Annotated in this window: 12 protein-coding genes; 8 read left to right on the forward strand and 4 right to left on the reverse strand. The window is 44.5% G+C overall.

Translation table 11 applies throughout. From position 1 onward, the window contains the following. Window positions 1-5: 5 nt before the first annotated feature. A complete protein-coding gene (locus tag OH458_RS06535; protein ID WP_269977677.1) occupies window positions 6-566 on the forward strand; it encodes a DNA-3-methyladenine glycosylase I in 561 nt (186 codons plus the stop codon). On the opposite strand, the gene OH458_RS06540 is transcribed toward OH458_RS06535, so the two are convergent. From OH458_RS06540 to cls, 4 genes are all read right to left on the reverse strand, one after another. Beyond that, window positions 563-1,420, reverse strand: coding sequence for a lipase secretion chaperone (locus OH458_RS06540; protein WP_269977678.1), 858 nt, complete (start codon window positions 1,418-1,420; stop codon window positions 563-565). The two genes, OH458_RS06535 and OH458_RS06540, sit on opposite strands and share 4 nt — an antisense overlap. Window positions 1,421-1,430: 10 nt before the next feature. Then, the gene (locus OH458_RS06545) at window positions 1,431-2,345 is read right to left on the reverse strand and encodes a lipase family alpha/beta hydrolase (RefSeq protein ID WP_269977845.1); all 915 of its coding nucleotides are present in this window, start codon (window positions 2,343-2,345) and stop codon (window positions 1,431-1,433) included. A 235-nt stretch (window positions 2,346-2,580) separates the two neighbouring features. Then, entirely contained in the window at window positions 2,581-3,786 is a 1,206-nt protein-coding gene (locus OH458_RS06550) for a cystathionine beta-lyase (RefSeq protein ID WP_269977679.1), read from the reverse strand. 62 nt (window positions 3,787-3,848) lie between these two features. Continuing rightward, entirely contained in the window at window positions 3,849-5,303 is a 1,455-nt protein-coding gene (gene cls, locus OH458_RS06555) for a cardiolipin synthase (RefSeq protein WP_269977680.1), read from the reverse strand. Between the two features lie 366 nt (window positions 5,304-5,669). Between cls and OH458_RS06560 the strand changes: the two genes are divergently transcribed. The 7 genes from OH458_RS06560 (at window position 5,670) to cpaB (ending at window position 12,413) form a co-directional block, all read left to right on the forward strand. Then, the gene (locus tag OH458_RS06560) at window positions 5,670-7,103 is read left to right on the forward strand and encodes a sodium-dependent transporter (RefSeq protein WP_411572118.1); all 1,434 of its coding nucleotides are present in this window, start codon (window positions 5,670-5,672) and stop codon (window positions 7,101-7,103) included. A 130-nt stretch (window positions 7,104-7,233) separates the two neighbouring features. Continuing rightward, entirely contained in the window at window positions 7,234-8,850 is a 1,617-nt protein-coding gene (locus tag OH458_RS06565) for a methyl-accepting chemotaxis protein (RefSeq protein WP_269977681.1), read from the forward strand. A 71-nt stretch (window positions 8,851-8,921) separates the two neighbouring features. Continuing rightward, window positions 8,922-9,617 carry a TIGR01621 family pseudouridine synthase gene (locus OH458_RS06570; RefSeq protein ID WP_269977682.1) on the forward strand — a complete coding sequence of 232 codons (696 nt, stop codon included), beginning with the start codon at window positions 8,922-8,924 and terminating at the stop codon, window positions 9,615-9,617. A gap of 11 nt (window positions 9,618-9,628) precedes the next feature. After that, a complete protein-coding gene (locus tag OH458_RS06575; protein ID WP_269977846.1) occupies window positions 9,629-10,564 on the forward strand; it encodes a class I SAM-dependent methyltransferase in 936 nt (311 codons plus the stop codon). Between the two features lie 387 nt (window positions 10,565-10,951). Next, a complete protein-coding gene (locus OH458_RS06580; protein ID WP_269977683.1) occupies window positions 10,952-11,155 on the forward strand; it encodes a Flp family type IVb pilin in 204 nt (67 codons plus the stop codon). A gap of 25 nt (window positions 11,156-11,180) precedes the next feature. After that, entirely contained in the window at window positions 11,181-11,600 is a 420-nt protein-coding gene (locus OH458_RS22135; protein ID WP_443088497.1) for a prepilin peptidase, read from the forward strand. A gap of 9 nt (window positions 11,601-11,609) precedes the next feature. Continuing rightward, window positions 11,610-12,413, forward strand: coding sequence for a Flp pilus assembly protein CpaB (cpaB, locus tag OH458_RS06585; RefSeq protein ID WP_269977684.1), 804 nt, complete (start codon window positions 11,610-11,612; stop codon window positions 12,411-12,413). The last annotated feature ends 18 nt before the right edge of the window (window positions 12,414-12,431 follow it).

Consider the following 12,431-nt stretch of genomic DNA (forward strand, 5'->3'; position numbering starts at 1 on the left):
TGAAAATGGATAACAAAACATGTGCTTGGGCGATGAACCACCCACTTGAACGCGAATATCATGATGCAGAGTGGGGTGTGCCCGTTTATGACGATAACTTGTTGTTTGAGTTCATCACGTTAGAAGGCGCGCAAGCCGGTTTAAGTTGGGTTACGATTTTGAAAAAGCGAGAAGGCTATCGCCAAGCATTTGAAAACTATGACTTAGATAAGCTCATTCAACGTGATGAAATACGTACTGAGTTCATCGTTGAACACTTCGACGTGGTTAAGCACCGTGGCAAAATTAACTCGGTATTTACTAACGCTAAAGCGGCAAAGCAATTAATCGAAGAATACGGGAGCTTATCTAATGCTCTATGGCAGTTTGTTGATGGCAAGCCTATTGTGAATCACTGGACAGATATGAGCCAAGTGCCAGTCTCTACGGAACAGTCCAAAGCGATGAGTAAGTTCCTTAAAAAGAAAGGCTTTAAGTTTGTGGGTGAAACAATTTGCTACGCCTTTATGCAGGCCGTGGGCATGGTGGATGATCATGTTATTGGTTGCCCTAAAAAGCCTAATTAGTTTTTCGATTGTTCGTCATGAATACGCTCAAGAGCTTCGATTCGCCTTTGTTGGTGTGGTTCAAAACTCTGATTTCTTAGCGTGGTGATTTCTTGTTGAATTGCTTCAGGTCCTAAACCTGGGGTGTTCAAAATGTCTGACCGTTGGCCGAAGTAGTGGTCGAGGGACGCTTTAAAGGCGGCCCTTTTGTCGTCAAGTTCTTGCAGTCGCTGAGCACCTTGTTCACCAACCAACTCAACCCTTGCCAGATACTTTTGCTGTGAACTTAACTGTGATGTATTGACTAGTTGAAGAGTGAGAGCATTATTTCGTTCGCTTTCCTGAATGTGACTTGGTTGCGCGATTAAGAGCTCTTCTAAACGCAGCTTTTGGTCTACTGTGTCTAAGGTGTTCTCTTTAATGACCAGTTTGTCGACCGCGAGTTGGCGTAACCTGTTTTCCTCATCAAAAAGTTGTTTAATTTGCTCATCAGTAAAGAACTGCCGCTGCAGCGCCAGAATTTCATCATTGATTCGCTGTAACTCCAAAACTGAAAGTGACGTCGCGCCTAACGGCTCAAGATTCGTAAGCGCTCGTTTGTAGGCGAGGTAGGTGTCAAAGAGCGCAATACTGACGTTGATCGATGTTTGCTCAGCGGCATCAGAACGCACATTTGTCCGCACTTGATCAAGCGACTGCTCGCCAACACTGCTTAACGAATATTCAAAAAAATCCTTTTGGGAAGAAAGGTCGACAGCAACATCTTGTTGTGATTCTGCTTTGATTGGCATTGGTGAGGTCAGCGGATGAAAATAAGTCGCTCCAACGAAAAAAAGGGAAACGACAAACAGTGAGAACAGAGCGACTTTTTTCATAACGGACTCCTTACAAACCTTGTTGTTTCAGGCGGTTTGCATGTTGACGGTATAGCGTTACTGGATCGGTCTCGAATAAATGATGAATACCAAGCAACCCATTGATTTCGTCGAGATGGTTCATCTTGTAATCGTCGCGAATGACTTTGCCTAAATGCGTACTGCAAGTGGCGACCAACCCATCGTTTGGACCATCAAACGCCAGCCCTAAAACCATCATGGCACCGTCCGTTGGATCAAAGACGTTGGTAAAGTTTGCCGCACCTGTCCAAGAGTAATAGTACACACCATTAGATGCTAACAGGTCGCCGTTACCGCATTCGGTGCTTGGGATGCCCTCTGGGTAATATCGGTTAAAAGTTAGTGAGCCTTCCGTCGTAAGTGCATCTAATGACGCTAAAGGATCTTGCTCAAGATCGGAGCCTCCAGACAGTAAGTTAATCAATGTCACTAGCCCTTGTGCGAGTTGGACGGCTACTCCTTCACTGATTGAGCCCTCAGGTACCGTTCCACGAACAATGTCTGCCACCTTTGACCCTTTATGTACACCACCAACACTTGTTACTGAAGCGACCAAATCTGGGCGAATCGATGCAACATAACGAGCGGTAGGGCCACCATGACTGTGTCCAATCAAGTTGACCTTTTGAGCGCCAGTCGCCGCGAGTAGCGTCTCAACTTGGTTTAAGAGCTGTTCACCTCGCGCTTCGCTACTATGAGTCGCAGAGACTTGAGCGACATAGACGGTGGCGCCATCTTTAGTTAGTGATTGAGGTATGCCGTAAAAATAATCGACGCCAGCCAATGAATCAAAACCGAACAGCCCATGCACTAAAACGATAGGGTACTTGGTTTCGGTATACCCTGATGCATGGGCGAGGTTGACGACGGGTTGGACTATTGCCAAAGAGACGAAAAGAGTCAGTGCTTGGTAGAGTTTCAAATTGTTGCTCCTTCTGGTTAGACCTCTGATGAGAAATAACAACGTAGAAGAAACGCGACAGATAAGGCAAGAAACAATGTAAATAAAATGTTAACTCGTGAGCTTGAGATAAAAAACAACAGATTGGTTTAACTCGACCAAAGGTATGAGAAATATTGAAGAGTGTAGATAAAACAAAAAGCCCCGCAAATGCGAGGCTATAAGTTTGTTAGTGTCGTTACGCAGTCGCTTCTTTCTCTAAAATCAACGCGTTGTAACGCTCCAACCCTGCTTCTAGATCGGAAATTAAGTCGTCTACGTCTTCTAGACCAATGTGAACGCGAATCAATGTGCCTTCAAAATTGGGATTCGCGACGGTACGCAAACTGTTGAAACTTTTTGGCTCGTTGGCAAGGATTAAACTCTCAAATCCTCCCCATGAATAGCCCATACTGAAATGTTTCATTCCATCAAGCAATGCTGTCGTCGCGCGAGGATAACTGGTTTTCAATACGAAAGAGAACAGACCGTTTCCACCAGTAAAGTCGCGAGTAAAGAACTCATGACCTGGACATGTCTCAAGGGCAGGGTGTCGAACATGATCGACTTCTGGACGGCTTTGTAACCACTTTGCCATTTTTAAGCTATTTTCCGCATGTTGGCGAAGTCGAACATCTAGGGTTCGAATCCCTCGCAGGCCCAAGTAGGCATCATCAGGAGAAACGCATTGGCCCATTAAGTAGCTTTGCTCGCGCAATTGATCCCAATGCTTTTCGTTGGCGACTGCGGTACCCAGCATAACGTCGGAATGTCCCACGATGTACTTTGTCGCCGCCTGAATTGAGATATCTACGCCGTACTCAAAAGGAGAAAAGTTAACGCCAGCGGCCCATGTGTTATCAAGCATTACAACAATGTCAGTTTCGTGAGCAATACGGGACAGAGTTGGAACGTCTTGTACTTCCATCGTGATTGAACCAGGCGACTCTAAAAATAGAACTTTAGTATTTGGCTGGATGAGTTCACGAATACCTTCGCCAATTGTTGGGTCGTAATAGGTTGTTTCTACGCCCATTTTTTTCATGATCTTGTCGCAGAAATCTCTTGTAGGTTCGTAGCACGTATCAACCATCAAGATGTGATCGCCAGTCTCTACAAAGGCAAGTATGGCGTTTGATATTGCTGCGGTGCCACATGGATATAAAGCGCATCCCGCACCGCCTTCTATCTCAACCATCGCGTCTTGGAATGCAAAGTGGGTATTTGTTCCTCTGCGCCCATAGAACAGAGTCTTGTTTGCTCTGTTGACGGTAGCGTGGTGCTTTTCGGCTACGGTGTTGAAGACAACGGTAGAGGCGCGTTGTACTGGGGGGTTAACGACTCCGTTTGTCCATTTGCCATCACGGCCGGCTGTGACAAACTTAGTTTGTTTCTTTTCTGACATTTGAAGTCCCTATCTCTAACTGTTGCCCTATTTAAAACATGACAACACTCAATAAGCAAGGGCTAGAGCAGGGGATTAAACAAGTAAAAGACTCGCTCAAGAAAACGTGAGTACAATGAGCGCTTCTGCCATTGTTTCAAACTGACTCGATGCGACTCCTGCATGTAGCTGTTTTGTAGCCAGAACATTTCTTTGGTAAATGACTCGTCGTCAATAGCCAGTGTCAGCTCGAAATTGAGCCATAAGCTACGCATATCGATGTTTACGGTGCCAACTAGGCAAAATTGTTCGTCGATCACGACCGATTTTGTATGCAGAAGACCGCCATAGAATTCGTAGATCTCAACACCTGCCTGCATCAGTTCGGTATAGAAGGCGCGCGATGCCCATTGAACCATGATTGAATCGTTCTTATGTGGAATGATTAGCTCGACTTTGATACCCCGCTGAGCGGTCATTTTAAGCGTTTCAAGTAAATCGGAGCTCGGGACAAAGTACGGCGTGGTGATCCGCACCGACTGATTCGCTTGGTTGATCGCCAATGTAAGCACTTGAGAGATCAGATGCTCTGGCATTCCCGGTCCAGATGGCACAACTTGAACAGGGTGTTGCGGTTCTTCGGGATTAATTCTGCATTCAGGCAGTTTGGGTAGCCTACGGTTTCCTGTTTCGACCTCCCAGTCCCAACCGTGAATGGCGGATAGGACGTTCACGGTCGGTCCGGTCAAGCGAACCATAATGTCTATCCACTGGCCAACACCGCTACTTTGTTTAAAAAAGGCAGGGTCAACCATATTCATCGATCCCGTGTAACCAATGTTATCGTCGATAACGATGATTTTTCTGTGCTGCCGAAGATCGAGGCGGCGAAGAAAAATACGCCAAGGGCTGACTTCTAGCGCTTGCACTACCTCTATGCCAGCAGATTTCATCATCTTGTACCATTCGCTTCGAAAGAAACGCGGGCTACCTGCAGAGTCGAGTAAGAGTCTAACTTTAACTCCACGTTTAGCTGCTTTAATCAGAGAAGCGGAGACGGCATCAACAAGGCCGCCCGGGTGCCAGATATAGAAGACCATGTGGATGCTTGATTTTGCCGTTTCAATATCTTGAATGACGGAATGGAGGATCTCGTTGGGTGAACTTTGCAGAGAAAGAGTGTTGCCGCTTAATGCAGGCAAGCCTAGACGATTATTACAAAGTTCATCGATTCGGTAGATATGGCGGCCAAAACTCTCTGGTGCATGCGCATGGCATTCATTCAAACTAGAAAACCATTGCTCGAAGGGAGCAAACATAAGCTTCGCTCTCTCGGCTCGCTTCCTGCCCAAGTTCAGTTCTCCAAACAGGAAGTAGCAGGCAACACCAACGATCGGGATGATATAGATGATCATCAACCAAGCAAGGGAAACACTAACAGCACGCCGTTTTAATACCACGCGAATCGTTACACCGGCCACAAGAATCCAGTAAAACACGATCCCGGCAAGGGTTAGAAAGTGATAAAACTTGTCCATTCAACTACCTAGAACACATATCGAGCGACTTAATAGTAATCTGCCATAGTCATAGTCACAACAACAAACTGGGTTGAATTAAGAGAGTGTTGCAAAGTTTACAAAAAGAGGATTTGTGTTAGAGGAGTGTTAAATCTAGTGGGTAGAGCTTGCTATTGTGTAAAAAATCAGCATTTAAACACAATAATTACATTTGTGGTGAAGAAATGTACTTTTCGGGGTTTCAATTTTACTTTTAAACTGCTTTACTTGCTACAACGTTAGCGTCACTCAAAATTCTAATTAGTGTAAAAAAATATATACACCCACTTTTAAAGACGCCTAACAGAAGCAAACACAACTTATAAAATGATTTTAATGGAGTAAATCGTGGCTACTAGTTCAAGTTCAAAGCCCCGTGATACGTGGGGGTCTAAATTAGGCTTCGTTATGGCTGCAGCAGGTTCTGCTGTTGGTCTTGGTAACATTTGGAAGTTTCCTTATACGGCAGGTGAAAGTGGCGGTGGTGCATTCGTTGCTATCTACCTTCTTTTTGTCATCTTTATCGGCTTTAGCGTCATGCTTACCGAATTCACGATTGGTCGTAAGACAGGTCTATCAGCAGTAGGTGCGTTCAAATCGACTGACCGTCGTTGGACGTTTACCGGTGTTATGGGAGTATTAAGTGGTCTACTTATTATGGGTTTCTACCCTGTAGTAGGTGGCTGGGCACTAGCTTACATCTTCAAAGTAGGCGGCGGTCTACTAAGCACACCTGAAGCGATCGGTGACAGCTTTGGTGGCTTTATCTCTGATCCAGTTCAGCCACTTATGTGGATGGCTGTATACCTATTCCTTAACATCGTAATTGTTATGAAAGGTATCTCTGGTGGTATCGAGAAAGCAGGTAAGGTTCTAATGCCTTTATTATTCCTGATTCTGATTGTTGTATCAGTGAAAGGTTTAATGCTGCCAGGTGCAATGGCAGGTCTAGAATTCTTGTTCATGCCTGATTTCTCTAAAGTAGACAGTAATGTTGTACTAGCGGCGCTAGGTCAAGCATTCTTCTCTCTATCACTTGGTATGGGCTGTATGATGACATACGGTTCTTACCTTAAGAAGAAAGAGAACCTAGTTCAGACGACAGGTATGGTTACTGCGATGGATACAGGTGTTGCTATCCTAGCTGGTGTTGCAATGTTCCCTGCAATGTTCGCATTTGGTATGGAGCCAGCAGCGGGCCCTGGTCTAGTATTCGTCGTTGTTCCTCAGCTATTTGCGGAAATGGGTGGCGTAATTGGTCTTCTATTCGCTCTAATGTTCTTCATCGGTTTAACAGTCGCGGCTCTAACTTCTTCAGTATCTCTTCTAGAAGTTGTGGTGTCTTACCTAATCGATGAAAAAGGCATGAAGCGTTCAACTGCGGTAATCTCTTCAAGTGTTGTTATGGCGACACTATGTGTGTTCGCATCACTATCGCTTGGCGGTGTTGGTCCAACACTATTCGGTACTGGCGCGTTTGATATCTTCGACCTACTGACAGATAAGATCTTCCTAGCGGTTGGCGGTATGTTAGTGTGTATCTTTGCTGGCTGGCGTCTATCTCGCGCAGAGCTTGAGAAAGAAATTACTAACGACGGCAAAGTATCTTTCCCACTATTCGGTCTATGGTACAACTTAGTTAAGTACGTAATTCCAGTTGCAATCGCAATCGTTGCGTTCATGGGCATTAAGTCTGGCTTTGATAGCGGCAAAGGTGAAATCATGCTGCTTGGTATCGGTATCATTGCTTTAGCTGGTATTTTCTCGAAGAAACTATAACGCTAAGAAAGAACGAATCAAAAACCTCCCAATTGGGAGGTTTTTTCGTTTCTGTCAGCTACTTTTATTAAAGTTATCGATAATTAGTGCCGATACAGAACGATATTAGCAATAAATTGGAAGGTGCTTTGTGAAGTGGTCTGTTCGTAAAAAAATGTATGCAGGTTTTGGTTGTGTTTTAGCAATCATGACGATTATGGCCGCAACGATATGGGCTGAAGTCACTCGGTCACACGCAGTTGCTCACGAGATTCGTACGGATGATGTACCAGAAGTTGTCGGTTATCTTGTTCTTATTGATGAAGCCGGTGATGTCTACCGTGATGCGACCGGAGCTATTACCGGTGTCCCTGGTGCTATCAATGACTATCGAACCAACAAACAAGAATTTGCTGACGCGATAAACGTAGTAAAAAACCTTGAGGTTAGAGGAGGGGCGGATTATCAACGAGTTGAAAAGATTGAGCGTTTGATGTCTGGTTTTACACAAGGTTTTGAGCGAGAAATCGTCCCTTTGCTCGGTAACAAAGAGCAGTTGAATAAACAAATTGCCCAACTTCGGCAATTATATGAGACTTACTTATCGCCGATAGAAGCGTATTTAGATGAAGCATCGTCGACCGAGGTAGTAGAAACTGATGCAGCGCTGTTGGCACTCACAGATTCATTCTACACGATTGAAACGACAATCATCACACTCTTTATTGTTGCCTTGGTGCTAACGTGCGTAGTGGCATATTGGCTATCTCATTCCATTACAACTCGTTTATCTAAACTTGATTCAGTTGCTCAGAAAGTGGCGAATGGCGACTTAACCACGGAGGATATAGTCGATAACTCAGGTGATGAGCTCTCTAATCTAGCCGGTTCAATCAACCAGATGCAAGCCTCTTTAACAACCCTGATTGGTAGTATATCCGCCGTTGCAGATGAAGTGAAAGTGGTAACCAAAGAGCTTTCCGATGTAAGCCAAGACATTGTAAGTGGAGCTTCATCCCAAGCCGATAAAGCTAATCTGATTGCCACTGCCGCAGAAGAGTTGAGTTTGACGATTTCAGAAGTGGCACAGCAAGGTAACGCGACTTTCGAGGAAGCGCAGCGTTCTGAAGGAAACGCTGAGTCGGGGCGTAAAGTAATCAATGAAATGGTCGCGTCGATACAGCAAGTCAGCGTGCAAATGACAGAGATGTCAAAGCAAATGAATGAACTCGGGACGCATAGCGAGCAAATTGGTTCGGTTATTCGAGTAATTGAAGAAATCGCAGAACAAACAAACTTATTGGCGTTAAACGCGGCCATTGAAGCCGCGCGTGCTGGAGAGTTCGGCCGCGGCTTCGCCGTTGTAGCGGACGAAGTTCGAGCGTTGGCAGAGCGCACAACGAAAGCGACACAAGAGGTAGGCGGAATCATCCAACAAATTCAATCAGGCACTCAAGAGGCTGTTACCTACACTGTAGAAAACTGTCAGCTAGTAGAAATCGGTGTCGAGCGAAGCTCTGGTGCAGTGAGTGCTTTGGATGAAATTGTATCAGGTGCTGCCAACGTTCAGGCGATGGTTAATTCTATTGCGACTGCGGCGGAAGAACAGACAGCTGTAACCAAAGAGATAGCCGCTGACATCACGGCAATCAGTGACATTTCGGAGCGCTCGCTACAGCTTGCGAACAACAGCTCACATAACGTCAATGGGTTGAACGCAAAAGTATTGGAACTTGAATCCCTCGTTGGCAAGTTTAAATTGAGTTAACCTCACTTTCTCGCTACTGGCTTTCACTCGGATTGTAGGTATACTCTTGCGTCCTAAGTGGAGCCAGTCGTATGTTTGATATCCTTTATACCCACCCAGATTTTATTGTCGTCATTAAACACCCAAACGTGTCTGTGCATAAAGACGAAGGCGAGACCATGCTACTCCAAGAAGTTGCAGCCAAGACGGGTGACCCTAAGTTGTATCTTGTCCACCGTTTGGACAAAATGACATCAGGTTTGTTATTGCTCGCAAGAAGTTCCAAAGCGGCGAGTGCCTTGGCAACACTCTTTTCTGACAGAGAAATTGAGAAATACTACCTAGCTATTGGCAGTAGTAAACCAAAGAAAAAGCAGGGCGCAGTGATTGGCGATATGGAACGTTCAAGGCGTTCTGCCTGGAAACTTATCAATCGGCGAGACAATCCTGCTATAACCCAGTTTTTCTCGACTGCTAGTGGTCAGGGAGAACGCCTTTTATTGTGCAAGCCTCACACTGGCAAGACGCACCAAATCAGAGTTGCCTTGAAGTCGGTTGGTTCCGCGATTGTTGGAGACGCGATTTACAACGCATCATGTAAAGCCGATAGAGGCTACTTGCATGCTTTTGCTTTGCGCTTTAATTATCTAAATGAAGAATATAAGTTCATTAGTGACCCAAGAGAGAGTACTGAGCTTGGCACTAAATGGAGAGATGAAACAACGAGTCAGGCGATTGAATCCTGGCTCAAGCCTTGGGAGCTGTCATGGCCGAAGATCAAAATGTAATTCCACTACCAATGCAATCAAATCAATTGCCTGTCTTCTTTGAACAGCTTACGCAGCGATTAACCGATGCTCCAAACGAAGTAAGACGCCTGTTTCATGGGCGAGGACGCTGCTTCTCTGGTTTAGAGCAAATTACCTGTGACTGGGTAAACGGACAGCTGATTGTTGCTTTGTTTAAAGAGGGAGATGCACTCTTTGTTGAAGAATTAAAGTGTGGCTTGCTTGCCCTGGCGACTTCAGAGTTGTGGCGTTCAACAGCTGGACGCTCAATCGTCATACAGTATCGATACAAGGAAGGGGCTCCTTCTGAAGTGCTTATCGGTGAACTGGAGAGCAACCCAGTAGTTATTGAATCTGGAATCAAATATCAACTCAACATTGGACGCAATCAAAATTTTGGTCTGTTTCTTGATATGCGCTTTGGGCGGGATTGGGTAAGAGAGCATGCGCAAAACAAAAACGTACTCAACTTGTTCGCTTATACCTGTGGGTTCTCTGTCGCCGCTGTAGAAGGTGGAGCAGACAAGGTTGTAAATGTCGATATGTCGAGGAGCTCTCTTTCAAAAGGGCGTGAAAACCACAAGCTAAACGGACACAACCTAAACAGCGTGAGTTTTCTTGGCTATGACATCTTCCGGTCATGGGGGAAAATTCGCAAGCTTGGTCCCTATGACTTAATCATCATAGACCCGCCTTCATTTCAAAAGGGGAGTTTCGCCCTAACGAAAGATTATAAAAGAATATTAAGACGCCTACCTGAACTGCTTACTTCAGACGGTAGAGTGTTGGCATGTGTAAACTCTCCTCAAGTAAGTTGCGACTTCTTGATAGACAGCATGAGAGAAGAAGCACCGAGTTTGCGCTTTGTCCAACGTATTGATAATCCGCCAGAGTTTAAGGACATCGATTCAGAAGCCAGCTTGAAAGTGATGGAATTTACATACTAGCCCTAAAATATAATCTTGGTTATTTCGCACTAAAAAGTAACTAAGGGGCTCTTTTCCAAGTTTGATGTTTCAAAAGTGAGATTTTTTGACCTTGCTAACTTCTGAGTGAGTACATGTTAAGTCAACTATATTGTACAAGAGTAAGTAAAGATGTGTTTTATGTCAAAATGTTCATTTTTTGTGAATAAGCATGCTTAACCAAAACAAATTACGTCACATAAATCACTATCAATTAGTGTTACACTGTAATTGTTGTTTATTTTATTATGTAAAATAAGTGTCAGTAATTGTTTGTCACTTCGCATTCACTTATATAGAATGCGTACATCTTTGATGCATATATTGTTACAAAAATATATGCAATAGTTCTAGTAAAGGAAAAATATCATGTTAACTAAAGCTTTTGTTGCTGCTCAATGCGCTCTTTATTCATTTAAAAACGATCAACGCGGTGTCACTGCAATTGAATACGCAATCATCGGTGTAGCTGTATCTGCAATCGTGCTTGCTGTTTTTAACAGCGACCTAAAAACAGCATTAACAGGTGCTATCACAAAAATTTCAGGCAACATCGACAAAGCAAACTCTTAGTAGCTTGAGTAACTACTTGAGTTTTGTGTGGTGGCTAATACTAGCCACCATTTGTCTATTTATATGTTGGCGCGACTATCGTTTCCGATTAGTTTCCAACAATAGTGTTTTGTCACTGGGATGTGTGTTACTTAGCTCTGCTTTCATAAACGGTTCACAAATATATCCTTCTACTGCACTGATGCTATTTATACCTGGCTTACTTCTCTGGCGGTTAGGAGTGTTTGGTGCTGGTGACATAAAATTGATATGTGTATTCTCACTGCTTATTCAGCCCGATTTTTTACTCTTAGTCGGAGTGATTCTTATGCTGCTGGGTGGGCTCGAGGCGCTAGTCTACATACTAATTAAAAAATTTAAGCCTATAAGTATTGTCCATGACGGGCTGCCCTTTGCGATACCAATTGTGTTAAGTGGTGTGTTTGGCATAGGTGCTTCAATTTAGGAATTTAACATGCGCACAAAACTTATTCTCGCTGTCGCCGTTTTAGCCATCATCTTTGGTCTTTATGGATTAGCGGGTAACTTAACACGCCCCACAGACTCCAGCAGCCCACAAACGGCTCAACCACTCAAATTCTATTCCGTCTGGCAAGTTAGAAGCCAAGTCTCTGCTACCGACGTTGTGCGTCCGGAACACTTGCAAGTACTAAAAATCCAAGAAGACGACGCGGCCCTTCAGGGAATTACGGAAGACATGTTGTTCGAATACCCGCTAGGTTCCATTTATCGCTCTGATATGGCCGAAGGTAGCTTGCTGTATCCAACCGATATTGTTGCGCCTAATTCACCAGAATATTTAGATTTAACGCTTGCTGACGGGTATGTTCCATATCCACTAAAGGTTTCCCCCGAAGCGGTTATAGGTGGGGTAATAAGAGCCAGTAGTTATATTGATATTTTGGCGTTGACGGTGCCCGGTAATGCGGCATCTATAGAAGTAGGGGCTTCTGTTTCTGCACGAGGCAAGGCAATTTCAATATCGCCTGTATTGATGGGCGTCAAAGTGTTGCGCGTCGATCAATCAGATGCCAAAGAAGCGACCGGTGAAGATGTCGCATTGGAGACTCATCTAATACTAGAACTTGATAGAAAACAAGTTTCTATATTGAGTGTCGCGAAGCAGATTGCGACACTGGAAGTTCACAAATCTGTAGGGAATTATCGCCCTGCGGACCTTAGTGCTGATGCTGGTGACGTATTACCGGGATTTAAATCAGTGATTGAATATCGAGCTGATGCTGTAACCATTAAGTAGGGAAAACGACAATAATGT

The sequence above is a fragment of the Vibrio sp. MarTm2 genome, assembly GCF_027587055.1.
In the GTDB taxonomy this organism is placed as follows: Bacteria; Pseudomonadota; Gammaproteobacteria; order Enterobacterales; family Vibrionaceae; genus Vibrio; species Vibrio sinaloensis_D.

Coding starts and splice junctions, on each gene's coding strand:
- OH458_RS06575 (WP_269977846.1), top strand. CDS start 9,629: ATGCAATCAAATCAATTGCCTGTCTTCTTTGAACAGCTTACGCAGCGA.
- OH458_RS06570 (WP_269977682.1), top strand. CDS start 8,922: ATGTTTGATATCCTTTATACCCACCCAGATTTTATTGTCGTCATTAAA.
- OH458_RS06535 (WP_269977677.1), top strand. CDS start 6: ATGGATAACAAAACATGTGCTTGGGCGATGAACCACCCACTTGAACGC.
- OH458_RS06550 (WP_269977679.1), bottom strand. CDS start 3,786: ATGTCAGAAAAGAAACAAACTAAGTTTGTCACAGCCGGCCGTGATGGC.
- OH458_RS06540 (WP_269977678.1), bottom strand. CDS start 1,420: ATGAAAAAAGTCGCTCTGTTCTCACTGTTTGTCGTTTCCCTTTTTTTC.
- cls (WP_269977680.1), bottom strand. CDS start 5,303: ATGGACAAGTTTTATCACTTTCTAACCCTTGCCGGGATCGTGTTTTAC.
- OH458_RS06580 (WP_269977683.1), top strand. CDS start 10,952: ATGTTAACTAAAGCTTTTGTTGCTGCTCAATGCGCTCTTTATTCATTT.
- cpaB (WP_269977684.1), top strand. CDS start 11,610: ATGCGCACAAAACTTATTCTCGCTGTCGCCGTTTTAGCCATCATCTTT.